This is a genomic window from Acidovorax sp. LjRoot118, from assembly GCF_964253575.1.
Classification (GTDB): Bacteria; Pseudomonadota; Gammaproteobacteria; order Burkholderiales; family Burkholderiaceae_C; genus Acidovorax.
Genome location: NZ_CAXURB020000001.1, coordinates 3,517,094 through 3,538,682, shown reverse-complemented (window position 1 = coordinate 3,538,682; position 21,589 = coordinate 3,517,094). Strand labels below are relative to the sequence as shown.

24 protein-coding genes are annotated in these 21,589 nt (G+C 67.2%); 17 read left to right on the top strand and 7 right to left on the bottom strand.

Annotation, left to right across the window (positions count from 1 at the left end; translation table 11 throughout):
• The first annotated feature begins 74 nt into the window (after positions 1-74).
• From ACSQ9E_RS16745 to ACSQ9E_RS16735, 3 genes are all read left to right on the top strand, one after another.
• The gene (locus ACSQ9E_RS16745; RefSeq protein ID WP_436218552.1) at positions 75-428 is read left to right on the top strand and encodes a hypothetical protein; all 354 of its coding nucleotides are present in this window, start codon (positions 75-77) and stop codon (positions 426-428) included.
• A gap of 344 nt (positions 429-772) precedes the next feature.
• Entirely contained in the window at positions 773-1,402 is a 630-nt protein-coding gene (locus ACSQ9E_RS16740) for a nucleotidyltransferase domain-containing protein (protein ID WP_436218551.1), read from the top strand.
• Positions 1,350-1,793 carry a DNA-binding protein gene (locus ACSQ9E_RS16735; RefSeq protein ID WP_436218550.1) on the top strand — a complete coding sequence of 148 codons (444 nt, stop codon included), beginning with the start codon at positions 1,350-1,352 and terminating at the stop codon, positions 1,791-1,793. Before ACSQ9E_RS16740 ends, ACSQ9E_RS16735 begins: the two co-directional genes overlap by 53 nt.
• Positions 1,794-1,836: 43 nt before the next feature.
• Here ACSQ9E_RS16735 and ACSQ9E_RS16730 read toward each other — a convergent pair whose 3' ends face one another.
• The gene (locus tag ACSQ9E_RS16730; RefSeq protein ID WP_057200907.1) at positions 1,837-2,148 is read right to left on the bottom strand and encodes a hypothetical protein; all 312 of its coding nucleotides are present in this window, start codon (positions 2,146-2,148) and stop codon (positions 1,837-1,839) included.
• A gap of 73 nt (positions 2,149-2,221) precedes the next feature.
• The gene (locus ACSQ9E_RS16725; protein ID WP_057269234.1) at positions 2,222-2,566 is read right to left on the bottom strand and encodes a hypothetical protein; all 345 of its coding nucleotides are present in this window, start codon (positions 2,564-2,566) and stop codon (positions 2,222-2,224) included.
• A 245-nt stretch (positions 2,567-2,811) separates the two neighbouring features.
• On the opposite strand from ACSQ9E_RS16725, the gene ACSQ9E_RS16720 reads away from it, so the two are divergent.
• Both ACSQ9E_RS16720 and ACSQ9E_RS16715 read left to right on the top strand, forming a co-directional pair.
• Positions 2,812-3,417: an NAD(P)H-dependent oxidoreductase gene (locus tag ACSQ9E_RS16720; protein ID WP_428001423.1), complete on the top strand. Its 606-nt coding sequence runs from the start codon at positions 2,812-2,814 to the stop codon at positions 3,415-3,417.
• A 30-nt stretch (positions 3,418-3,447) separates the two neighbouring features.
• Positions 3,448-4,074, top strand: coding sequence for a TetR/AcrR family transcriptional regulator (locus ACSQ9E_RS16715; protein WP_436218549.1), 627 nt, complete (start codon positions 3,448-3,450; stop codon positions 4,072-4,074).
• A 59-nt stretch (positions 4,075-4,133) separates the two neighbouring features.
• On the opposite strand, the gene ACSQ9E_RS16710 is transcribed toward ACSQ9E_RS16715, so the two are convergent.
• Entirely contained in the window at positions 4,134-5,054 is a 921-nt protein-coding gene (locus tag ACSQ9E_RS16710) for a LysR family transcriptional regulator (RefSeq protein ID WP_057269237.1), read from the bottom strand.
• A gap of 84 nt (positions 5,055-5,138) precedes the next feature.
• Here ACSQ9E_RS16710 and ACSQ9E_RS16705 point away from each other — a divergent pair, with 84 nt between their 5' ends.
• From ACSQ9E_RS16705 to ACSQ9E_RS16655, 11 genes are all read left to right on the top strand, one after another.
• Positions 5,139-6,161, top strand: a complete 1,023-nt coding sequence (locus ACSQ9E_RS16705) for a Bug family tripartite tricarboxylate transporter substrate binding protein (RefSeq protein WP_057269238.1) — start codon at positions 5,139-5,141, stop codon at positions 6,159-6,161.
• A gap of 41 nt (positions 6,162-6,202) precedes the next feature.
• Positions 6,203-7,411: a Rieske 2Fe-2S domain-containing protein gene (locus ACSQ9E_RS16700; RefSeq protein ID WP_436218548.1), complete on the top strand. Its 1,209-nt coding sequence runs from the start codon at positions 6,203-6,205 to the stop codon at positions 7,409-7,411.
• Positions 7,408-8,382 carry a PDR/VanB family oxidoreductase gene (locus ACSQ9E_RS16695; RefSeq protein WP_436218547.1) on the top strand — a complete coding sequence of 325 codons (975 nt, stop codon included), beginning with the start codon at positions 7,408-7,410 and terminating at the stop codon, positions 8,380-8,382. The genes ACSQ9E_RS16700 and ACSQ9E_RS16695 overlap by 4 nt, the downstream gene beginning before the upstream one ends.
• Before the next feature lie 136 nt (positions 8,383-8,518).
• On the top strand, positions 8,519-9,499 hold the full coding sequence (locus ACSQ9E_RS16690) for an aldo/keto reductase (protein ID WP_436218546.1): 981 nt from the start codon (positions 8,519-8,521) through the stop codon (positions 9,497-9,499).
• A gap of 72 nt (positions 9,500-9,571) precedes the next feature.
• Positions 9,572-10,567, top strand: a complete 996-nt coding sequence (locus ACSQ9E_RS16685; RefSeq protein ID WP_436218545.1) for an aldo/keto reductase — start codon at positions 9,572-9,574, stop codon at positions 10,565-10,567.
• Between the two features lie 4 nt (positions 10,568-10,571).
• Positions 10,572-11,123 carry a hypothetical protein gene (locus ACSQ9E_RS16680; protein ID WP_436218544.1) on the top strand — a complete coding sequence of 184 codons (552 nt, stop codon included), beginning with the start codon at positions 10,572-10,574 and terminating at the stop codon, positions 11,121-11,123.
• 556 nt (positions 11,124-11,679) lie between these two features.
• Positions 11,680-12,276, top strand: a complete 597-nt coding sequence (locus ACSQ9E_RS16675) for a pentapeptide repeat-containing protein (RefSeq protein ID WP_436218543.1) — start codon at positions 11,680-11,682, stop codon at positions 12,274-12,276.
• Between the two features lie 167 nt (positions 12,277-12,443).
• Positions 12,444-13,205 (top strand): hypothetical protein, encoded by a 762-nt coding sequence (locus ACSQ9E_RS16670; RefSeq protein ID WP_436218542.1) that lies wholly within the window; start codon positions 12,444-12,446, stop codon positions 13,203-13,205.
• 48 nt (positions 13,206-13,253) lie between these two features.
• Complete coding sequence (locus tag ACSQ9E_RS16665; protein WP_436218541.1) at positions 13,254-13,670, top strand: hypothetical protein; 417 nt, start codon at positions 13,254-13,256, stop codon at positions 13,668-13,670.
• 137 nt (positions 13,671-13,807) lie between these two features.
• Positions 13,808-14,398 (top strand): hypothetical protein, encoded by a 591-nt coding sequence (locus ACSQ9E_RS16660; RefSeq protein WP_436218540.1) that lies wholly within the window; start codon positions 13,808-13,810, stop codon positions 14,396-14,398.
• Between the two features lie 362 nt (positions 14,399-14,760).
• A complete protein-coding gene (locus tag ACSQ9E_RS16655; RefSeq protein ID WP_436218539.1) occupies positions 14,761-15,342 on the top strand; it encodes a YcxB family protein in 582 nt (193 codons plus the stop codon).
• A 51-nt stretch (positions 15,343-15,393) separates the two neighbouring features.
• Here ACSQ9E_RS16655 and ACSQ9E_RS16650 read toward each other — a convergent pair whose 3' ends face one another.
• Positions 15,394-16,320 carry a hypothetical protein gene (locus ACSQ9E_RS16650; protein WP_436218538.1) on the bottom strand — a complete coding sequence of 309 codons (927 nt, stop codon included), beginning with the start codon at positions 16,318-16,320 and terminating at the stop codon, positions 15,394-15,396.
• 287 nt (positions 16,321-16,607) lie between these two features.
• Positions 16,608-18,116 (bottom strand): MATE family efflux transporter, encoded by a 1,509-nt coding sequence (locus tag ACSQ9E_RS16645; RefSeq protein WP_436218537.1) that lies wholly within the window; start codon positions 18,114-18,116, stop codon positions 16,608-16,610.
• Between the two features lie 427 nt (positions 18,117-18,543).
• On the opposite strand from ACSQ9E_RS16645, the gene ACSQ9E_RS16640 reads away from it, so the two are divergent.
• Complete coding sequence (locus ACSQ9E_RS16640; protein WP_436218536.1) at positions 18,544-19,644, top strand: IS5 family transposase; 1,101 nt, start codon at positions 18,544-18,546, stop codon at positions 19,642-19,644.
• Positions 19,645-20,452: 808 nt separating this feature from the next.
• Here the strand turns inward: ACSQ9E_RS16640 and ACSQ9E_RS16635 are convergent.
• Both ACSQ9E_RS16635 and ACSQ9E_RS16630 read right to left on the bottom strand, forming a co-directional pair.
• Positions 20,453-21,034: a peroxiredoxin family protein gene (locus ACSQ9E_RS16635; RefSeq protein ID WP_436218535.1), complete on the bottom strand. Its 582-nt coding sequence runs from the start codon at positions 21,032-21,034 to the stop codon at positions 20,453-20,455.
• Between the two features lie 10 nt (positions 21,035-21,044).
• Positions 21,045-21,587, bottom strand: coding sequence for a carboxymuconolactone decarboxylase family protein (locus tag ACSQ9E_RS16630; protein ID WP_057200893.1), 543 nt, complete (start codon positions 21,585-21,587; stop codon positions 21,045-21,047).
• Positions 21,588-21,589 lie beyond the last annotated feature (2 nt).

Genomic DNA, 21,589 nt, shown 5'->3' with positions numbered 1-21,589 from the left:
CATGGCGCTGGTGCGGGCCGGGTGCTAGAGTTCATTGCACAAGGGGGGGTGAACCTCCCCAGGGGGTGATGGACGTGAACCGGATGATCATCGGCACGGCACTGGCGCTGGGCTGCCTGTTGTTGGCGGCCGGGGGCGGTGCGCTCTACCGCCACGCCGTGGTCCTCCCCGGCGAGCAGGCCGACAAGCAGGCCCTGGAAGCCCACCAGCGCACCGAGGTCTACGCCCGCGAGGTGGACCGCACTGTCAACTACGCGCGCTGCCTGGGCGCCGTCGGCTCGGGCTCCAGGGCCACGCAGGCCGAGCACTGCCAGAAGCTGGGGCAGGGCGCAGGCTGCGAGCTGCCGCAGGACATGGCCAGCGCCGTGGGCCGCCAGCATGAGCGCGGCGAGGTGCAGTGCTTCAATGAGGCGAAGATTGGCTTGTAGGCGGCTGCCCACCAAGCCCACCAAGGCCAGGTGCTGCAGGTTGCATGCAATGGCGCATGCCTGTCGAGCGCAGCAGGTACGCTGATGGGTCTTGCCGACCCCTCCAAAAAAGCCCGCTGTCGCTTCAAGGGCCCCCAAGCGCTACCGTGACTCGCCGGGCCCCTCGCCGGTCTTCTGCGGGGTCGACTACAGGCAGTCTGAATACGGCTGCATGATCTGTCCTTATGCCGTGCTGCGCGGTAGCGCCAATGGAACCGGCTGTTCGCTATTCGCTATTCGCCAGCAGAACCACGGGCCCTCCAGGTCTTGCCGAGTGTCGCCTTATGGGCAACAATCGTCGCTCAATGAGCAACAATTCTTCCTTGATGGACCTGCTGTTCCCTGGCACGCGCCAGCGCGTGCTGGCAGTGCTGTTGCTGCAACCGCAGTCGGCCTGGCACCTGCGGGAGCTGGCGCGCCTGACCGGCAGCCATGCGGGCACGTTGGCGCGCGAGGTGGACAAGCTGGCCCATGCCGGCCTGTTGCTGCGCAGTGAGCAGGGCAACCAGGTGCGCTACCAGGCGAATAGGGCCCATCCGCTGTTTGACGACTTGGCGGCACTGTTTCGCAAGACGCATGGCGTGGTGCCTGCCGTGCGCGAGGTGCTGGCGCCGCTGGACGCACAAATCCAGTTAGCGCTGGTGTTCGGCTCGGTGGCGCGTGGCACGCCCTCGCCAGGCAGCGATGTGGACCTGCTGGTACTTGGCCACGTGGGTTTCGTTGCGCTAGCGCAGGCGGTGTATCCGCTGCATGCAGCGCTGGGCCGCGAAGTGAACTCGGTGCTGTACACCCCCGAAGAGTTTGCGCAGCGCGTGCGCGATGGTGATGCGTTTGCGCGTGACATACTGGCCAAGCCAAAGCTGTTTGTGAAGGGAGGGGCCGATGGGCTTGCAGAACTTGCTGGCGATAGGGCGCTTGCAGGCCCACCAGCCTGATGCGGCGGGCATTGCCAAGCTGCTGCAGGCAGCGCGGCGCAACCTGGCCGATGCGGGCATTGCGCAGGTCAGCCCCGACAACCGCTTCGATGCGGCCTACAAATGCATCATGCAGTGCGCGATGCTGGGTTTGTGGGCCAACGGCTACCGCACATCGACCAGTCAACCAGGTCACCACCAGACGGCCATCCAGAGCCTGGGCCTGACGATAGGCCTGGCGCAGACAGACATCATCGTGCTCGACGCGCTGCGCAGGCAGCGCAATGTGAGCGACTATGAGGGGGACCCCGTTTCGACCGCCACGCTGCAGGCCTGCATCGACCAGGCCGCACAGCTGCTGTCCCGCGTCGAAAGCTGGCTCCGCGCCCACCATGCCCATCTAGTCCACTGAAGCCGCAGCGCCAGGCAGGCCGCTTCGAGCGCGACATCTGCGCCTACCCCGCACCCACCTTGCGCAGCAACCCCGGCGAAACCTTCCAGCCCTGGCCTTCGTCGGTGCGCACGCTGGCTGTCTTCTTGTTCAGGCGCTGCACGATGCCCTGCTTGACGCTGCCATCGGTGGCGGTGAACTGCACCCGGTCGCCTTCGGTGAACTGGGCCAGCGCTACCGTGCTCTTGGCCTGGGCCAGCAGGTTCAGGCGTTCGATCACCATGCGGTTGAGGTAGAGCAGGTCTTCTTCGCCCATGTGGCGCAGGGCCTGGGTGAACAACTCGCGGTCCACAATGGTTTGTTTGGAACTCGTCATCGGTGCATGTCTGTGCCGCCCGACGGGGCGGCTCGGGCCGATTTTATGGCAGTGGGGCGGCCTCAATGGATGGCTACGCACCCTGCAGGCGCTGGCCCCATTGCTCCATCCACGGCCCGGCCATCGACAGCACCATCATCACCCAGGCCACGGCGGCAAAGCGCCCGGGCCAGGCGGCGGGCGAGCGCCCCTGCCGCAGGGCCCCATGCAGCGCGCAGGCGGACAGCGCAAACGCCATGGGGATGGCCCAGGCCGACACCCAGGCCAGCACGGGCTGCCGGTCGGCAAAGATGGCCGGGTGGGCGAGGGCGAAGACCATGAGGCAGGCGATCTGCAAGGCGGGTTGCCGCAGCAGGTAGGCGGCGGGGGCGTTGGGGCTGGCGATGGCGGCTGAAGTGACTGCGGGCTTGCTGCGCATGGGTGGGGGGATCTCCTCGCCGCAATGTAGCAGCGGTGCGGGCTCTGATACCCGTTTGGGCGGCGTTTGTGGCGAACGGACACGTTGGTTACACAAGGCCAGGGATCGCTGTCGCGGACGATTGGGGAGCTGCGGCTGATCACCTCTGCGCGACCCTTGGCGATGGTGTGGCGAAGCCGCTTCCAGTGCGTTATGTACCATTGGTAAGTTACCATGGGTATATAGCAACCTACAGGGCTTTCGCCATGCACGCACTCATCGTCGTCTCGCACCCCGACCCGGGCTCCCTCACCCACGCTGTGGCCGAGCAGGTATGCCATGGCGTTCGGTCCGCAACTGCGCCAGGCACACACACGGCCGAGCTCGCCGACCTGGCCGCAGAGGGGTTCGATCCCCGTTTCTGCGAGGCCGACGTGGCCCTGCACCTGAAGCAGGCGCCACCCCCGGCCGACGTGGCGGCCGAGCATGCTCGGCTTGCGCGGGCCGATGCGCTGGTGCTGGTGTACCCGGTGTACTGGTGGTCGTTTCCGGCCCTGCTCAAGGGCTGGATCGACCGGGTGTTCACCCAGGGGTATGCCTATGAAGAGGGGGCGGACGGCAAGCTGGCGAAGAAGCTAGGGCACCTGCAGGTGCACTTGCTGGGCATTGGCGGCGCCGACATGGGCACCTATGAACGGCATGGCTATTCCGAAGCCATGAAGACGCAGATCGACCATGGCATTTTTGGCTACTGCGGCGCGCCGGTGGCCAGCTCCAGGCTGCTGCTACAGTCGTCGCAGCAGGACATGGCGGCAGCGCATCTGGCGGCAGCGCGGGAGCTGGGCAGCCGCCTGTTTCCACCCTCGTCCTGAGCATTCCCCTTTTCCCCTCATCTCGTCCGCATGCCCCGCAAACCCATCGCTGTGCCGCCGCCAGAGCACGCACCCCGCCGCCGCATGGCGCGGAGCGAGCGCGCGCGGCAGTTGCTCGATGTGGCGTGGACGCTGCTGCGCACCGAGGGCGCCGACGCCCTCACGCTCGGGCGCCTGGCCGAAGAGGCCGGTGTCACCAAGCCCGTGGTGTACGACCATTTCGGCACGCGCGAAGGGCTGCTGGCCGCGCTGTACCGGGACTTTGACGGGCGCCAGACGGCGGTCATGGACGCTGCCATCGCCGCCGCGCGCCCCAGCCTGAGGGACAAGGCCGGAGCCATCGCCGCGGCCTATGTGCAGTGCGTGCTCACGCAGGGCAGCGAGATACCCCAGGTGCTGGCGGCGCTGCAGGGCTCGCCCGAGATGGCCGCCGTCAAGCGCCAGTACCAGGAGGTGTTCATCGCCAAGTGCCAGGCCATCCTGGCGCCGTTTGCCGTCGAGCAGGGCCTGGCGCGCGCCGGGATGTGGGCCATGCTGGGCGCGGCCGATGCGCTGTCGGACGCGGCAGTGGGCGGCGACATCACCGACGTGCAGGCGCGCGATGAATTGCAGCAGACCATCATGGCCATGGTGCGGCGCAGCGCTACGCAGCGCTGAGCGGCTAACAAAACTCTGAGCCCGGCGGCTGATCCGAGGCGTGAGGCTTTGGAAGTGCGTCACTCCGCCAATGCGCAGGCGTGCCGCAGGATCTCGTCCTTGAGCCAGAGCACGGCCGGGTCGGCGTTGGAGCGCTCGGCCCAGCACACGTACAGGCGGTAGTCGGGCAGCTCCACGGGAAGGGGTGCGCTGCCGAGCTGGCTGGCGTAGTGCTGGGCCACGCGGCGCGGGAACACGGCGATCAGCTCGCTGGCGCACATCAGGTCCACCATCTGGCTGAAGGTGGCCACGGCGGCCTGCACGTGCCGCTCGCGGCCCTTGCGCGAGAGGGCCTGCTCGACTGTGTCGTCCAGCACCGAGCGGGTCTGGCCCAGCACCAGGTGCGGTGTGGTGCAGAAGGCATCGAGCGGCATGGGCGACGAGGCCAGGGCAGGGTGGCCGTGGCGCGCCACGACCACGTAGCTGTCTTCGTACAGCAGCGTGGATTCGACACCGGTGGCCGGCGACAGCCGCGGGTGCAGGCCCACGTCCACATCGCCCTTGCGCAGGCGCTCGGTGAGGCGGCCGTAGTCGGCCAGCTCCCACGACAGGCGCATGCGCGAGCCGCGCTGCGAGAGCTCGGTGCACAGCAGCGGCAGCATCACGCGGCAGGTGTGGTCGCTGCCGGTGATGCGCAGGATGCGGTCGGAGGTGGCGGGGTCGAACGCCTGCTCCAGGTTCATCAGCTTGTGCATCTCGTTGAGCACCGCCTCCACGCGTGGCGCCAGGGCCAGTGCGCGCGGCGTGGGCACGATGCCGTGGCCGGTGCGCGTGAACAGCGGGTCGTCGAAGACCTCGCGCAAGCGCTTGAGCGATGCGCTCACCGCCGGCTGGCTCAGGAACAGCCGCGCAGCCGCGCGCGACACGCTGCCCTCGCGCAGCAGCGCATCGAAGGTGCGCAGCATGGGCAGGTCCAGGCCCCGGATATCAGACTGGGCCATATCAGCTATCCAAACGTTTGAATTGATCCATATCGGGTTGTCTCCTATCGTACCGGCACCCAACGAAAACAACGGAGACAAGACATGAAGAAGAATGCTGGCAACAGCCCGGATGGACTGCGCGTGCGCAGAAGAACCATGGTGGCGGCCATGGGCGCGGCCCTGACACTGCCCGGAGCGGCTGCATGGGCGCAGCAGGCCGCTGCGGCCGCCTTCCCTGCGCGGGTGATCCGCATCGTGCCCTTCGGCACGGCGGGCGGCCCCATCGATGCCATTGCCCGCGTGTATGCCGACAAGCTGCAGCAGCGCTGGGGCCAGAGCGTGATCGTGGATGCCAAGCCGGGGGCCAGCGGCATCATTGCCGCCGATGCGGTGGCCAAGGCCGCGCCCGACGGGCACACGGTGATGCTGACCCTGCCGCTCACGCACATCAACAACGCGATCCTGCAGCCCAAACTGCCGTACGACCCGGTGAAAGACTTCGAGCCCATCTCGCAGCTGGCGCTGGGCGGGCCCATGCTGGTGGCACGGGCCGATGCGCCGTACAGCAACGTCAAGGAGTTCGTGGCCTTCGGCAAGCAGCAGAAGAACCTCACCTACGGCACCTGGGGCAATGGCTCGGCCGCGCACCTGATGGCCGAACTGCTCAAGCGCCAGACCGGGCTGGCGCTGATCCACGTGCCCTACAAGTCCGAGTCGGCGGCGCACAACGACCTGTTCGGCGGCCAGCTGGACTTTGCCTGGGCCAACCCGGCCACGGCGCGCGCCCAGGTGCAGGGCGGGCGCATGAAGGTGCTGGGCATCGCGGCCAGCGGGCGCGTGTCGTCGCTGCCGGATGTGAAGACCTTTGCCGAGCAGGGCTTCGCCGGCTTCGATCTGGACAGTTGGATCGGGGTGTACGCCCCCGCCAAGACGCCGCCCGCCGTGCTGGGCAAGTGGAACGACGCGCTGCGCGAGATCACCAAGATGCCCGACGTGCGCGACAAGCTGGCGAGCTTCGGCTTCGAGCCGCTGGGCAACACCGCCGCGCAGTTCAAGGCCAGCTATGCAGCCGACTACCCGCGCGTGGCCGAGCTGATCAAGGCCGCCGGCGTGACCGCTGATTGATGGACCGCTATCCCTCGATGGATTTCCCGAAAGACCGAACCATGAACCCCAGCACCGCACCCAGGGTGATCCCCATAGCTGTCGACACCGGCACTGCCTACGGCCTGCCCGCGACCAGCTCCAACACGACCCTGGCGCAGGTGGGCGCGGGCACGCCCATGGGCGAGCTGCTGCGCCGCTACTGGCACCCCATCGGCCTGGCGGCCGATGCCACCGACACGCCGAGCAAGGTGCGCGTGCTCGGGGAGGACCTGATCCTGTTTCGCGACAAGGGCGGCCGGCCCGGCCTGGTGTACCCGCACTGCGCGCACCGCGGCACCTCGCTGTATTACGGCAAGGTGGAAGAGCGCGGCATACGCTGCTGCTACCACGGCTGGCTGTTCGACGTGCAGGGCCACTGCGTGGAGCAACCCTGCGAGCCCGAGCTGGGCCGCGCACGCGGCAAGGTGCGCCAGCCCTGGTACCCTGTGCAGGAGCAGTACGGCCTGGTCTGGGCCTACCTGGGCCCTGCTGACAAGAAGCCCGTGCTGCCGCGCTACGAGGCGCTGGAGCGGCTGGACGAAGGCGAGCTGCTGGAGGCCAACGACGCCAGCATCGGCGGCGGCGGGCCGGCCATCGTGCCCTGCAATTGGCTGCAGCATTACGAGAACCTGGTGGACCCGTTCCACGTCGTCGTGTTGCACTCCACCTTCAGCGGCACGCAGTTCGTCGAGCAGATGGCGCAAATGCCCCAGGTGACCTGGGACACCGTGCCCCTGGGCGTGCGCACCACGTCCATCCGCGCCATGCCCGACGGCAAGGTGTTCCGGCGCATCAGCCAGGCCGGGCTGCCCACGCTGCGGGTGATACCGAGCCCCCGGCTGGGGCGCTATGGGCGTGTGGAATCGCTGGGCTGGATACTGCCCATCGACGACCACCACTTTCGCATCTACGTGGTGGGCCGCGTGCAGGAGGTGGGCGAGCTGGCGCGCATGCGCTCGCGCATGAATGGCAAGCTGTGGGAGGAGCTGACCGAGGCCGAACACCGTGCCATGCCCGGTGACTACGAGGCCATGGTGAGCCAGGGCGCCATCGCCCACCACTCCGAAGAGCACCTGGCTACGACGGACCGCGGCATCGTCATGCTGCGCCGGCTGCTGCAGCAGCAGGTGGACAAGGTGCAGCGCGGTGAAGACCCTGCCGGTGTGAGTTTTGACCCCGATGCGCCGCCCGTGGTGTTCGATGCAGGCAACTATCTCGAAGAAGCATGAGCATTGCCAGCGACGAGACTTTTACCGTGCGGGTCGCCCGCAAGCGGCAGGAGGCGCAGGGCATCGCCAGCTTCGAGCTGGTGCACCCCGAGGGGCAGGCGCTGCCGCCCTTTTGCGCCGGGGCGCATGTGGACGTGCACCTGCCCGGCGCCACCGTGCGGCCGTATTCGATCTGTAGCCCGCCGCACGAGCGCTCGCGCTACCGGCTGTGCGTGCTGCGCGAGCCCGCCTCGCGCGGCGGATCGAGCACGCTGCACGATGCCGTGGCCGAGGGGGACATGCTGCGCATCGGCCGCCCGCGCAACCTGTTCGCGCTGGCCGAGGGGGCCAGCCACCACCTGCTGCTGGCCGGGGGCATCGGCATCACGCCGCTCTTGAGCATGGCGCATGCGCTGGCGCACGAGGGGGCCAGCTTCGCCTTGCACTACGCGGTGCAGGCGCGCGAGCGCGCAGCGCTGCTGGCAGATATCGACGAGGCGGGCCTGGCGCCGCACACCACGCTGTACTGCAGCGGTGACCGCGCAGGCACGCGCATGGGCATTGCCGCCCTGGTGGCCGGTGCGCCGGCCGGGACCCATGTGTATGCCTGCGGGCCCGCGCGCTTCGTGCAGGCGGTGCAAGAGTCGGCGGCTGCCCAGGGCTGGGCCGGCGAGCGGGTTCATGTGGAGCGGTTTGCTGCCGAGGCAGTGCACCACGACGGCGATTCCGCCTTCGAGCTGGTGCTGGTCCGCTCCGGCCGCGTGGTGCCCGTGCCCGCCGGCCGCACGGCGGCCGAGGCGCTGGCCGATGCCGGCGTGGCCGTGCCCACCTCGTGCGAGCAGGGTGTGTGCGGCACCTGCCTGCTGCGCGTGACGGCCGGCCGGCCCGACCACCGCGACCTGTACCTCTCGCCCGAGGAGCAGCAGGCCAACGACCAGTTTCTGCCGTGCTGCTCGCGCTCGCTCACGCCGCGGCTGGTGGTGGATTGGTGAGGTGTGCGCCGCTCCTGGTCGAGCGCTGCAGCCCCGGTCTTGAGGGGCTTTTCTGTGACGGTTCTCCGGCCTGCAAGGATGGGCGTAACCTTGCCGCCTTCCGTTCGATGTTCTGGACGACTTTCTGGAGTACCGCATGCAGTATCGCAAGCTGGGCCGCACGGGCCTGGAGGTGTCACGGCTGTGCCTGGGCGGCATGACCTATGGTGCGCCCGACCGGGGCAACCACCCCTGGACGCTGGACGAGGACCAAAGCCGCCCCCTGATCCGCCAGGCCGTGGAGGCGGGTATCAACTTCTTCGACACGGCCAACGTCTATTCGGACGGCACGGGCGAGGAGATCCTGGGCCGGGCGCTCAAGGAGTTTGCGCGGCGCGAGGAGATCGTGATCGCCACCAAGGTCCACGGCCGCATGCGGCCTGGCCCCAACGGCGCGGGCCTCAGCCGCAAGGCCATCCTGCACGAGATCGATGCGTCGCTCAAACGGCTGGACACGGACTATGTGGACCTGTACCAGATCCACCGCTTCGACTACGGTGTGCCCATCGAGGAGACGCTGCAGGCGCTGCACGACGTGGTGAAGGCGGGCAAGGTGCGCTACATCGGCGCGTCGTCCATGTTCGCCTGGCAGTTCTCGAGCATGTTGCACGCTTCCAAGTCCAACGGGTGGACGCAGTTCGTGTCCATGCAGAATTACCTGAACCTGCTGTACCGCGAAGAAGAGCGCGAGATGCTGCCGCTGTGCGCCGACCAGGGCATCGCCGTCATCCCCTGGAGCCCCTTGGCACGCGGGCGCCTGACGCGCGACTGGAACGAGAGCAGCGAGCGCATGGAGAGCGACCAGTTCGGCAAGGGCCTGTTCGCGCGCACGGCCGATGCCGACCGCCAGGTGGTTGAGGCCGTGGCCCGCGTGGCAGCGGCGCGCGGCGTGCCGCGGGCCCAGGTCGCGCTGGCCTGGGTGCTCGCCAAGCCCGGGGTGACGGCGCCCATCGTCGGCGTGTCCAGGCCTGGGCACCTCGACGATGCGCTGGCGGCGTTGGCCATCGAGCTCACCGCCGAGGAAATCGAGCAACTGGAATCGCCTTACATTCCCCACCAGGTGGTCGGGTTCAGCTGAAGGGGCGCGCATGACCCCGCTACCATGCGCATGCCGCAGGGGCCTGTGCCTCAGCACACCAGGAGATTGTCGATGCAGCAACGCCACCTGGGAGCCCACGGGCCCCTGACCTCCGCCATCGGCCTGGGCTGCATGGGCATGAGTGAGTTCTATGGGGCGAGCGATGACGACAGCTCGCTGCGCACCCTGGCGCGTGCGCTCGACATCGGCGTGACCCATTTCGACACGGCCGACACTTACGGCCTGGGCCACAACGAATCGTTGCTGGGCCGCTTTATCGCCGCTGCCGGGCCGGCTGCGCGCGAGCGCATGGTGGTGGCCACCAAGTTCGGCATCGTGCGCCAGGCCGGGCAGTACGAGCGGCGCATCGACAACTCGCCGGCCTACCTCCGCGAGGCGTGCGAGGAGTCACTGAAGCGCTTGGGGGTTGAACGCATCGACCTCTACTACTGCCACCGGCGCAACCCCGAGGTGCCCATCGAAGACGTGGTGGGTGCCATGGGCGGGCTGGTGGCGGCTGGCAAGGTGGGTGCCATCGGCCTGTCCGAGGTGTCAGCCGACAGCCTGCGCCGCGCCCATGCCGTGCACCCCATCGCGGCGCTGCAGAGCGAGTATTCGCTGTGGAGCCGGGGGCCGGAGGATGGCATGCTGGACCTTTGCGCTGAGCTGGGCACGGCCTTCGTCGCGTACAGCCCGTTGGGGCGCGCCTTTCTCACCGGCACGGTGGACGTGACGGCGCTGGCCGACAATGATTTTCGCAAGCACAACCCGCGCTTCGTGGGCGATGCCGAGGCCGCCAACCGGCAACTGGTGCAGGCGCTCGATGCGTTTGCCGCCGCACGCGGGCGGTCCAGCTCGCAGGTGGCGCTGGCCTGGCTGCTGGCCAAGCACCCGCATGTGCTGCCCATACCGGGCACGCGGCGCATCCAGTGGCTGGAGAGCAATGCCCATGCGGCCGAAGTACGCCTCGACTCCCCTGAAGTCGCCGAGCTGGATGCCCTGTTCGACCCTGCCAAGGTGGCCGGGGCGCGCTACCCCGATGCCGGCTTTGTCGGCATTGAGGGGTGATGTGGTGTCCCGCCATGCCGCGCTGTTGCTAGCCCTGGCCATGGTGACCGGCGGCGCGCACGCTGCCGATGGGGGTGTGCCGGCCGAGCCGATTCGGCCAAGGATCGACCCCGTGGTGAGCGCCGGGTTCGAGCGCATCGTGGCGCGCTGTCGGTTCATCTACACACAGCCCTTGCGGCCGCTGCAACGGGTGATGCTGCTCAAGGGCGACGATGCGCCCGCCACCTACGCGCTGGCGGGCATGTCGCACGAGCTGGTGATGACCTCGCACCCCGTACGGCCCTACCTGGGCCGGGTGATGCTGCGCTACGCCCTGGTGCTCAAGGACCCACCCGCGGACGCGCAGGCCCAGGCCGAGGAGGCCGAGTTCGGCACGCGCATCGTCGAGACCGTGAACTTTGCCTGGCAGGACCGGCGCTGGATTTTTCGCGGGACCACGGTGGCCCTGTTTACCGGCAGACACGACAGGCTCGATCTGCCGGTGGTGGACATGACTCCCGCAGAGAGCCGGGCCGAGCATGCGGCGGCGGTCAAGGCCTGCAGGCTGGGGAGCTGAGCGCCGGCCTCAGGTCCGCTGTGGAGTGCCCCCCTGGCCCGCGACAAGAGACAGGACGTGCCGGATGGACCGCACCGTGGCCTCTGCCGAATTCGGGAGCAGGGCGAGAACACGGTCCGAGTCGCGGATGTTTTCCACGGCAGCATGGAACTCCTGTAGCTGCCTTGCTTTCGCTTCGGCTGACGACATCCGTCGCGCGTACGCATGCCTGAAGCCTCGCTCTTTCCGGCGCATGCCGCGTCGAATTCCACCGAGGCCAGGTAGTTGAAGTCGCGCAGCAGTTGCGCCAGGGCCCTGGCCGCGGGTTTCTCGGCCTTGGAGAACAGGCGCGCCCCTTCCACCAGATCCAGGTCTGCGGCACGCGCGAGCATGAGCACACGCTGCTCCAGCGTCAAAGAGGATTTCATGAGAGAGAGTGCAGGGGCTTTGGCAATGGAGCCAGGATTATGGCGTTTCAGCCTGTCGCCAGGCACTGCCGCAAGAGCCCGCAATCGGCCTCACAATGTGCCTCGCACCACTTTTGGTGTCCACCGAATCCACACTCCAGGTCTCGCCCATGCAAGCCGCCAAACTCCGCCAACGCCGGGGCGACCCGGATTTTGCCAACAGCGCTGCCGAAGCCATCGCGAAACTGCTTGTCTCTGGAGAACTGCGAGGTCCCCTGGACCTGAGAGGCATGGCCATCGAGACGGACAAGCCCATCGCTGGCTTGCCGGTATTCAACCTGTTCCGCACCCATGTGTCCGAGGTCGATCTGTCGTGCTCCCAGATCGAGGGTTCGATGTCCGAGGCCGTTTTTGACCAGGTCCACTTTGATCGGTCAAAGCTGAGCCATGTGCGGGCGGCGAAGACGGTCTTTCGTTCCTGCACGTTTGACGGCGCAACGCTCCGCCTGAATGTGGATGACGCGCGTTTTGAATCGTGCAGTTTCCGTGATGCAAGTTTCATCGCGACGGCCTCTCTCAAGGAGTGGGGCGGGCGCCGCGCTTTCTTCACCCGGTGCGACTTCTCGGGCGCCCGCTTTCGGCGGCAGGAGTTCCGTGCCAGCACTTTCGAGAACTGCATTTTCGATGGCTGTGTCTTTGACCAATGTGACTTGCGTGGCACCAGGTTCCTGGGCGAGTCGCCGCAGTTGGAGCAGTGCGTGGTCTAGGGCCGACCCGCCCCGATCATCCGGCAGCCCGTTCCGGCGCGAGGCGAAGGGCGGCCCCGGGTGCAGCAATCTGTTGGACGGCGATGCTGCCCGCCAGTCTTGCGCAGGCATCACCTTGGCGATGCAGCCGGGCTCGGGTAGATTGGGAACCGGAGGAGAAAAATTCAATGAAACCAACAAACCTGGAAGATCCACTGGCCGATGCGCCAGCGGAGCTGTTGGCGTTTTTGGACCAGGCGGCCAGCCTGCAGTCCAAACCGCTGGGCATTGCGGTGCTGGGCCGCGACGCCTGCCGTGAATACTCGCGGGCCGTGCGCGGCACGGCGTGGGGCGAAGCCCTGGGCCTGGTCGCGTTGGACGACGCCAACAACTCCATGCCGCACTGCTACGTGCTGCGCGGCCCTGCGGCCGGCATGGTGCTGCAGTTCAATCGCGTTGACGGGCAGTCACTGCGCTACCCGAGCCTTGCCGCCTTTGCATCGGCCCTGCGGGCGGCATTGGCAGGCGGCACGCACATCGAAGACCTGGCGCCGGCCACCATTGCGCCTTCGGCGCGGCAGGCCGAAGTCGTGGCGCGCCTGCTGGGCGCAATGGCGCCCCGCGCGGACCAGGAGGCGTACGCCGACGCAGCCGCCACGGTGGAGCTGCTGCTGCCCCAGCTCAATCCTGACAACCTGCCTGTGCTGCAGGCGCTCGCCTCGGACACCGATTTCTACATCCGCGAGTACGTGGCCCTGTTCCTCAAGCGCCACGCCTGTCCTGCATACGAAGCCCTGGCCAGTCGCCTGGCCGAGGACGGCCATGGCCAGGTCGCACGGCCGGCAGCCGAAGCAGCCAAGGCGATCCGGCGCATGCTGGGCGAAGCCAGACGAGAAGCGATCGCCCGCGCCAGGGCCGGGGCCGTTGATGTCCAGGTACGCCGCACCTAGTGTCCCGAGTTGGAAATTCGTTGAATAAATCTACCGACAATCCCCGCCATGCGTCGTTGCAAATGCTCGTCATGCGCCCGGCATGTCTGCGCTTTGCGCCTAGCCTGGCAGCGATTTCAGCAGATTTCTTTCTTCAACGAACTTCCAACTCAGGACACTAGTGCGCAGTGGCTTGCGATGCTTTCCATGCAATGGCTCCTCTGGACACTGGCTGCAGCCGCGCTGCTCGCGCTGGGCTTCTGTGCCACCATCGCGATCACTTTCTGGTCTGGCTTCCAGTTCAAGCGCTGCCCTGTCTGTCACAGCCGAAGGTCGCAGTTCCTTCGCTACGGCCGTCTGCATGCAGAGGAAGCTTTCAGCGTCTATCGCTGCAAATCCTGCCTGGCCCGGTTCGTCATCGCGGATGGTGCAAGCCATCGGCTCGAAGGAAGCAAGTGGGCTCAAGAGGCTCCTCCATCCACGTGAGGCAATCCACAGCTTCCCTCCATTCCGGCAGGGCGCTCTGCTGCTGGCGCCTGGCGCCTACAGCCATGTTGATCGATGCAGCAATCCGATGGGGTCGCCGCACAATCCCCGTATGTTCTCTGTGAAGACAATCGCAAATGGTCTATTACGAACTCATCGCCAGAGATCCTCAGTTGAGCTGCTACCTGTTCTCCGAGGACGACCCTCGCGGCAGGCGCGTGGTGCGCCCGCAGTACAAGCCGTTCGTTTGTCCGCGGTGTGGAAAAGTCGATGAGCTTCGTGCCCTGGCGCAGGCCGGGGTGCCGCAGATGACGTTCAGGTCGGGCAGAAGTGTGGTCTCCACTTGCGACGACTTCAAGCTGTGCGACCAGCGGCTCATCGATGGGCTCGGGGCTGCCGGCATCAGCGGTCTTGTGTTTCTTCCCCTGGATGCGCCACAGGGCTACTTCGTCGTGTTGCCAACCGCTCGTGCAAGCGTGGACGAGCCGACGGCGGGCATGGTGACCCATGGCGAGCGCTGTGTTCTGTGCGCAAGGTGGCGGGAGACCACGGTCGGACCACTGTGCGAGAGCATCGAGAAGCCGCCGGATGAACGGGCCATTTTTTCGCCCGCAGTCTGGTCCGAGTCGATCCTGGGAGTGCGCCCCATGTTTCTCTGTGCAGCGCCGGTGGCCAAGGCGGTGTCGTCGCAGAAGTTCAGCGGCCTGGAATTGGCCAGGGCGTTCTGACCCATGCGGGCATGGGCAGCTACCTGGAATGCCCTCAAACCAATGCCGAGGCCATGTGATGGATGGCACCAGGCCCGGTGTGGTGGGGGAGGAGCGCGATGGCAAGCGCAAGCAGAGGGTGGGTCTGGGTACCGGATACCCCTCGTCCATCGCGCTGCGCAGGTACTTGTCAAAGGCAACAGTCCCCGCAGCGGGTCTGCCGGCGTCGCGCATCGCCGAGACACTGGAGCCCGCCTGGCGGGCTGTCCAATTTTTCCAGCGCTGCCCCCATCGCGTGTCGGATCGCCTGGCACTAACGTGGGGCTTTTGGATGGGCTGGGGCACGCTACATTTCTGCAGCATCGCCCTTTCGTTGAATTCCCATGGCACCTGTACCCTTCACCCTGACCCGCGCCGATTTTGCCGCGTTGCAGCAGCGCGTCGCTGCCCTTGGAAAGAGGCCAATCCGAGGGGGGCGCAAGCTCGGGGGCCTGCGTCTGATGGCTGCCAGGCTGCTGGTGTGGCTGGTGATTGCCACCGTGCTGTTCAGCATGTTCAAGGTGTTCGACTCGCCCTCGTTGGCGCCGCGTTACATTGCCTGTGGCGCCTTCGGCGCCGTGCTGGCCTTTGTGCTCGCGGCAGCTTGTGCGCCTTTGCTGGCACAGCGTGCGATTGCCGATGGTGGCTGGTTTCTTTCTCCCCAGAGCGTGGTGTTGTCGGAGGTCGGCGTGCTGCAGCAGGTCAAGGGAGGGTGCATGCAGTGGGAATGGTCGGCGTTCATGGCACGGGAGGAGAGCAGCACCATGCACTACCTGTTCATCGAGCCGGGGCAGTGCGTGCTTCTGCCGAAGGCCGCCTTGCAGCCAGAGGCGCATGCGCTCATCCGCCGGCATGTGCCCGCAAAGCCTGCCGCGGGACAAGCGGCGCCAGAGAACAGCGAAACCAGCCCTTCTGCAGCGCCTTAGGCCGGTGACGATCCCCTGCGAAATCGCAAACAGGTTCTTGGCCCGGGCCAGTTAGTTGCCCGCCTGAAGAACAGCCGCCTGGCAGGAGTTCGCGCCGCCATCCGCCTGCGGGCTCGCACTGCAGGCCGCTGCATCGTAGTGGCCCAGCAGCACGGGCAAGCCGGCAGCGGACATGATGGCTGTGGGGGCCCGGGTTGCGGTGGGCGTTGTGGTGGTTGTCGCTGTGGTCGTTGCCACCGGCGGCGGGGCGGCAGGGCCGTCACCGCTGACGGGGTCGATGGGATCTGGAGCGCTGCGGGTGTTCCAGGTGATCGCAGCATAGCCGGCGGCGTACTTGGGCATGTCGACGTCGATGGCGCCCTGGTAGGTCATGAGTGGGGCGCCGCTCAGCTGGCGCACATAGAGCCACTGGCCCTGGTCGGTGCTGCCGCCATTGGCATCGAGCTGGCCGCCCATGAAGCGCAGGCTGCCGCTGCCATCGTGCACGACGAACTGCTCGTCATCTTCCTTGACCAGGCGAGAGAACAAGGCTTCGACGTGCTGGCCGGTCCTGGCGGCCTGGTATTCCGCATCGCTCAGGGGGGCCAGACGGGCAGGTTCCTTGCCGTACCTCAGCACAAAGGCCGATTGGGTGGCGAGGGGGGCATACCCCGAGAGCAGGAGCGAGCGCGTGCCTGCGGGGACGAAGATCTTGAACTCCTTGTGGTGTTGCAGTTGGGCGCCGGTGAATTCGGTCAGCGGCAGGGAGCCTCCGCCCGGGAAGGCGCAGCCGCCGGTGCCGAAACCGATCGCGCAGCCCGTCACGCCGGTCGGGGCGTACTGCTCCTTGAACCCGACTTTGGTGTCAAAGGTGTAGGTGAAGCTGCCGGCTGCGGGGGGGAGTGGCGTTTTGTGCGGGAGCTGGTGAATCGACAGAAAGTTTGCAGCCTGTGCAAACGTGCTGAACGCCGCCAAAAATACCAGAAACAGGGACCTCATTGAAACACTCCAAAAATTACGCTCGGCAAACGCTGGCCGCCCCTGGCCGGCCCCACCCTGGGCATGAACTGCCATTCTTGGTGGGGGGCCTCTGCTCATTGCTAAAGCAACGTCGGGGCGTTGAAGCGGCGCAGCGTACCCGAGGTTGCGAGGAGAGGGGGCGCTATCAAGGGGGCTATTCCCTTCAATTCGCAGGGTCACCCACCGCATGAATCGCATGGCCCATGCACTTCCGAAGGCGGGCGCAAAAGCGCCCCCGGCCCAGGGGTCGGGCCCGAAGCAGGGCTTTAAGGTTTGGTGCCTGCAGTAGCGGCCGCGCCGTCGTAATTCGCCTCCCGGTCCATCGCCGGCATGGCCACACCGGTATCGGCTGCGGTGCCGGTGGCGGGCGGGTCTTCTTCCTTCAGGGGCCGGGCCGCCAGCGAGTTTCTGCGCCAGCCGCCATAGCGGTAGTACAGCCCCGCCAGCACCACCGAGGTGACCGAGCCCAGCGGAAAGCTCCACCACACCGCCTCGGCGCCCCACGCATCCTGCAGGCCCCAGGCAAAGGGCACGCGCACCAGCAGCATGGAGATGAACAGGATGATGAGCGGCGGCAGCACCGCACCCGTGGCGCGCACCACGCCGAAGATCACGATGGTCACCCCGAACAGCACGAACGACCAGCTGGCCACGTTGTTGATGTGCACCGCCACGCCGATGGCGCCGCTGTCACCGGGCAGGAACAGGCCCAGCGCATAGCGGTCGGCCCCATACAGCAGCAGCACCAGCGCGCCGGTGAGCAGCAGGTTGAACAGCACGCCTGCGCGCGCGATCTGCTCCACGCGGTCCCAGCGGCCGGCGCCCACGTTCTGTGCGGCCATGGACGAGACGGCCGCGCCCGTGGCCAGGGCCGGCATCTGCACATAGGTCCACAGCTGCGCGGCCACGCCATAGGCCGCCGCCGTCTGCACGCCGTAGCCGTTGACCAGGCCCATCATCACCAGCGCGGCGGACGAGATGACGATCATCTGCAGCCCCATCGGCACGCCCTTGACCACGATGGTGCGCAACAGCTGCGGCCTGGGGCGAAAGTGCGAGAGCTCATGCCGCCCCGGCAGCAGCGGGTGGCGGCGCCGCGCCAGCAGCACCAGCAGGCCGGCAAAGCTGATGCCCTGCGCCAGCAGCGTGGCCAGGGCCGAGCCGGCGATGCCCAGGGCCGGCAGCGGCCCGGCGCCGCGGATCAAGAGCGGGTTCAAGGCCACGTCGATGGCGACCGACAAGGCCATGAAATAAAACGGCGTGCGCGAATCGCCCGAGCCGCGCAGCACGGCCATGGCGAAGGCAAACGAATTCATGATCGGCACCGCCACGAAGATCACGCGCAGGTAGGCCACGGCCGAGGGCAGGGCGGCCTCGGGCGTCTTGAGCAGGCCCAGGATCTCGGGCGTCCACACCCAGCCGGCGGCCGCTATCAGCGCCGATACGGCCAGGAAGAAGGTGGCGCCCGTACCCACCACGCACTTGGCGCGCTCGATGTCGCGCGCGCCGTAGGCCTGCCCGATGAGGATGGTGGCTGCCATGGACACGCCGAACACCGCGCCCAGCAGCAAAAAGAGCACCAGGTTGGCGTTGGAGGTGGCCGTCAGCGCCTCTTCGCCCAGCAGGTTGCCGATCCAGATCGCGTTGACCGAGCCGTTGAGCGACTGCAGCACGTTGGCGCCCAGCACCGGCAGCGCAAAGGCGATCAGCGTGCGGGCGATGGGGCCCTGGGTGAGGTCGCGGTTGGGGGCTCGGCGGGGAGGGGGGGTATTCATTGGCGGGGCGTGGGGTGCAGGCAGTCTACGTGCTGGCGTGCCCGTGCGCGTAGGACGTCGCCGCCAGGATGATCTTATTCCAGCACGAGCGCACGGAGGCCGGCGCAGGCTTGGCGGCCTTTTGGGGCAAGGGCCGGACCTTCCCAGGGAGCCTGTTGAACCCCGCGGTCCTTGCAGCCGTGGTACTGGTGCGCAAGGTCAATCAACTGGGTCTGCTGGAGGACACGGAAGCGTTACGCGCCTCGTTGACGATGGGCGGAGACCGAGGGGCGTTCGATGGCTGATGGCGCTGTGACGACGTGCTTGTATCAAGGGCGGAGGCCGGGTCTCGGCCCGGCGGCCGAGGCACTTGTTCTTTGCGTCGCCAAAGAGGGTGTAGAAGAAATAAATTATAATAGCGCCGCATTGACCAAGCAGGAGCAGCGCAATGGCAAAGACAGGCCGACCACCCGTGATCCCCCCTGGCGAGTACGCCACCTTGCGCGAGGTGGTCCGAGACAATCCGCAGGCGACGCTGCCCGAGTTGGCGCTGGCCTGGGCCGATCACATGGGCCGCAGCGCCCCCAGCACGGTGACTCTGCGTGCGGCACTGAAGGCTGCCGGCCTGCAGCGAGCGCGGCCCAAGTCGCAGCTGTCCCGCTCGCAGCCTGGTCAGCCTGGCACGCGCTACGGCTACACCGCCCAGCATCGGCCCGCCAGTCAATCCGGCAACGCCATTGCCGGTGCCCTGACCGATGCCGAATGGGCGCTGGCGCAGGACCTGTTCGAGCCCCAACCGGGCTCGCGTGGCAGACCGGCCACCTACTCGCGGCGTAGCGTTGTCGATGCCTGCTGCTATGTGCTGCGCACCGGCTCGTCCTGGCGCAACCTGCCGGTGCAGATCTATCCGCCCTGGCAGTCCGTGCAGAAGGCCTTCGTCAACTGGGCCCGCCAAGGCAAGTTCGAAGCGCTGCACGAGCGTCTGCGCCAGCAATGGCGCCAACGCCTGGAGCGCGCTGCGCAGCCCAGCGAGGCCATCATCGACTCGCAGTCCAACCGGGGCAGCCCTCAGGGTGGAACCTTGGGCTTCGATGCAGGCAAGAAGGTGCAGGGGCGCAAGCGCCATCTGGTCGTGGACACACTGGGCCTGCTGCTTGCGGTTGTGATCACCAGTGCAGCCGTGCAGGACCGCGACGCGGCCGCGCAAGCGGTAGCACAGGCGTGCAAGCGCACGGATGGCTCGTTCAAGACGTTGTGGGCCGACAGCGCGTACGCCGGGCAATGCGCCCATCAGATCGAGAAGGCGCACCACGTACAGGTGCGCATCGTGCGCCACAGTGCCCGCCACCGCTGGGACGATGCCCAGCAGCCGCTGTGGAGCGACGAGCAGCCTGCCCCCATCGCCAAGAAGCGCTGGGTGGTGGAGCGCACCCATGCATGGCTGGAGCGCAACCGCAGGCTGGTGATGCACCACGACCGCAAGCCGTTCTATGCGGCTGCGTGGGTGTGGCTTGCGCAGGCTCGGATGCTGTTGGGGCGGTTGCAATAGATTTCTTATACACCATCAAAGAAAAGTGCCCAAAAGAAAGGCGACCCCGCTGCCCGTGTCCCCCTCGCACTGCGTACGAGGGGGCAGCCTGCGATGCTCGGGCCTGGGGTGCACCGCGGAACTCGCTGCGTTCGGCCTTCGGCCAAACTCCGCTCGAACAACCGCGGTGAGTCAGTTCACGATGCGCGTGTCCTTCGGCACGCGCTCACCCCAGGCCCTGCGCTTCTCGGCACGGTCAGAAGGGGGTGGGAACGGGCTCCACTCGGGCCATTGCTTCGCTCGGCCCGAGGCGCCATCGCTGCGCTCGGCCTGGGCAGAGTGATCGCGCCCAACGTGTCGGCAGCGCGCAGCGCGTAACCGACACCCGGCGCAGCTGCGAAGCAGCAGCCGTCTTTGTCCCCGCTCCCCACCCCTGCTGGCTGCGCCGAGAAGCGCAGGAGCTGGGGTGGGTGCATGTGCCGAAGGACACACGCACTTCGTGATCTGGCTCGTCGCTGCTGTCTGAGCGGAGTTCGAAGAACGCAGCGAGTTCAGCGACGCCCACCCCAGATCCGAGCATCGCAGGTTGTCCCCGTTCGCCCGACAGGGCGAATGGGGGACGCAGACTGGGGGTCGTCTTCTCTTTGGTGACTTTCTCTTGACGACTCAAGAGAAAGTTACTGCGCCGCCGGGCGCACATCCCGGCCCCCGCCCTCGACACAAAAACACCAGCCCCCATCGACCACGAGCGGCGACAGCAAGCTCAAGCATCAAGCATTCAAATGCCGCACACCTGCGCCAATCCATCGCCGCCACATGAAAGGAATGCTCAACCAGCCACCGCACAGCCATCGGCATGGCAGACCGCGTCTCCTGGACGAGAACCTCCGACAGGCGCGGCGCTGGGTGAAGCCGCCCCAGCCCGAGCCTCGGCACCTGGCTCGGCCACCAGCTGCGCCACCAACGCCCCCACGCGCATATCGTCGATGCGCCCGAAGTGGTTCAGCCGCAGCCGGCCCATCCGGTCGATCAGCAGCAAGCTGGGCGTGCCGCGCAGGCCATAGGTTTGCATGGTGCGCGGGATGGCTCCACTGGTGCCCGGCATGTCAATGCCGATGGGGAAGTCCAGACGGTACTCGTGCACGAAAGCCTTGAGCGCCTGGGGCGTCATCACCGCATGGTGCTCGAACACCGAGTGCAGCCCCAGCACCGCGACATCGCGCTCGTCGAAGGTCGCGTGCAGGGCTGCGGCCTGGGGCAGGCCATGGGCCACGCAGCCGGGGCAGAGCATCTGGAAAGCATGCACGGCGATGACTTTGCCGCGCAGGCTTTGCAGCGTGACCGGTGCATCGGTGTTGATCCATTGCGCGATATCCAGTTCGGGGGCCAAACCGGTTGCGTGGAGGTCCATGGCGGTCTCCTTATCGGCGCAGCGCGACGGATGGGAAATCCACCGGCACCGCAAACGCCACGTTCACGTAGTTGGTGAACAGGTTGAGCGCCACATGGGCCACGATTTCCACCACCTGGCCGTCGCTGAAGCCGGCGCTGCGCAGGGCCTGCACATCGGCCTCGGACACCTGGCCGCGGGCTTCCACGAGCTTCAGGGCAAAGGCCAGGGCGGCGGCGGTGCGCGGGTCGTCGGACTGGCCGGTCTGCGCGGCGCCCATCTCGGCGGCGCTGGCGCCGGCCTTGCGGCCCAGGGCGGTGTGGGCGGCCAGGCAGTAGTGGCAGTCGTTGCGGTTGGCGACCGCCACGGCGATCTTCTCGCCGAGCTGCGCGTCGATGCTGCCTCCATTGCCCAGCGCGCCGAAGAAGCCCCACAGGGCGTTGAGCGCCGCGGGCGACTGGGCCACCGTGCGGAACATGTTGGGCGTGGCACCAAAGGCGCCGTGGATGGCGTCGAGCGTGCCGGCGACGCTGGCGGGGGCGGATGCGCGGTCGATCAGGGGGATGCGGTTCATGG

What these genes read in the sequence shown, in the direction of transcription:
- ACSQ9E_RS16740 (WP_436218551.1), top strand. Translation starts at nt 773, where the DNA reads ATGAGCAACAATTCTTCCTTGATGGACCTGCTGTTCCCTGGCACGCGC.
- ACSQ9E_RS16735 (WP_436218550.1), top strand. Translation starts at nt 1,350, where the DNA reads ATGGGCTTGCAGAACTTGCTGGCGATAGGGCGCTTGCAGGCCCACCAG.
- ACSQ9E_RS16730 (WP_057200907.1), bottom strand. Translation starts at nt 2,148, where the DNA reads ATGACGAGTTCCAAACAAACCATTGTGGACCGCGAGTTGTTCACCCAG.
- ACSQ9E_RS16725 (WP_057269234.1), bottom strand. Translation starts at nt 2,566, where the DNA reads ATGCGCAGCAAGCCCGCAGTCACTTCAGCCGCCATCGCCAGCCCCAAC.
- ACSQ9E_RS16720 (WP_428001423.1), top strand. Translation starts at nt 2,812, where the DNA reads ATGCACGCACTCATCGTCGTCTCGCACCCCGACCCGGGCTCCCTCACC.
- ACSQ9E_RS16715 (WP_436218549.1), top strand. Translation starts at nt 3,448, where the DNA reads ATGCCCCGCAAACCCATCGCTGTGCCGCCGCCAGAGCACGCACCCCGC.
- ACSQ9E_RS16710 (WP_057269237.1), bottom strand. Translation starts at nt 5,054, where the DNA reads ATGGCCCAGTCTGATATCCGGGGCCTGGACCTGCCCATGCTGCGCACC.
- ACSQ9E_RS16705 (WP_057269238.1), top strand. Translation starts at nt 5,139, where the DNA reads ATGAAGAAGAATGCTGGCAACAGCCCGGATGGACTGCGCGTGCGCAGA.
- ACSQ9E_RS16700 (WP_436218548.1), top strand. Translation starts at nt 6,203, where the DNA reads ATGAACCCCAGCACCGCACCCAGGGTGATCCCCATAGCTGTCGACACC.
- ACSQ9E_RS16695 (WP_436218547.1), top strand. Translation starts at nt 7,408, where the DNA reads ATGAGCATTGCCAGCGACGAGACTTTTACCGTGCGGGTCGCCCGCAAG.
- ACSQ9E_RS16690 (WP_436218546.1), top strand. Translation starts at nt 8,519, where the DNA reads ATGCAGTATCGCAAGCTGGGCCGCACGGGCCTGGAGGTGTCACGGCTG.
- ACSQ9E_RS16685 (WP_436218545.1), top strand. Translation starts at nt 9,572, where the DNA reads ATGCAGCAACGCCACCTGGGAGCCCACGGGCCCCTGACCTCCGCCATC.
- ACSQ9E_RS16675 (WP_436218543.1), top strand. Translation starts at nt 11,680, where the DNA reads ATGCAAGCCGCCAAACTCCGCCAACGCCGGGGCGACCCGGATTTTGCC.
- ACSQ9E_RS16670 (WP_436218542.1), top strand. Translation starts at nt 12,444, where the DNA reads ATGAAACCAACAAACCTGGAAGATCCACTGGCCGATGCGCCAGCGGAG.
- ACSQ9E_RS16665 (WP_436218541.1), top strand. Translation starts at nt 13,254, where the DNA reads ATGCGTCGTTGCAAATGCTCGTCATGCGCCCGGCATGTCTGCGCTTTG.
- ACSQ9E_RS16660 (WP_436218540.1), top strand. Translation starts at nt 13,808, where the DNA reads ATGGTCTATTACGAACTCATCGCCAGAGATCCTCAGTTGAGCTGCTAC.
- ACSQ9E_RS16655 (WP_436218539.1), top strand. Translation starts at nt 14,761, where the DNA reads ATGGCACCTGTACCCTTCACCCTGACCCGCGCCGATTTTGCCGCGTTG.
- ACSQ9E_RS16650 (WP_436218538.1), bottom strand. Translation starts at nt 16,320, where the DNA reads ATGAGGTCCCTGTTTCTGGTATTTTTGGCGGCGTTCAGCACGTTTGCA.
- ACSQ9E_RS16645 (WP_436218537.1), bottom strand. Translation starts at nt 18,116, where the DNA reads ATGAATACCCCCCCTCCCCGCCGAGCCCCCAACCGCGACCTCACCCAG.
- ACSQ9E_RS16640 (WP_436218536.1), top strand. Translation starts at nt 18,544, where the DNA reads ATGGCAAAGACAGGCCGACCACCCGTGATCCCCCCTGGCGAGTACGCC.
- ACSQ9E_RS16635 (WP_436218535.1), bottom strand. Translation starts at nt 21,034, where the DNA reads ATGGACCTCCACGCAACCGGTTTGGCCCCCGAACTGGATATCGCGCAA.
- ACSQ9E_RS16630 (WP_057200893.1), bottom strand. Translation starts at nt 21,587, where the DNA reads ATGAACCGCATCCCCCTGATCGACCGCGCATCCGCCCCCGCCAGCGTC.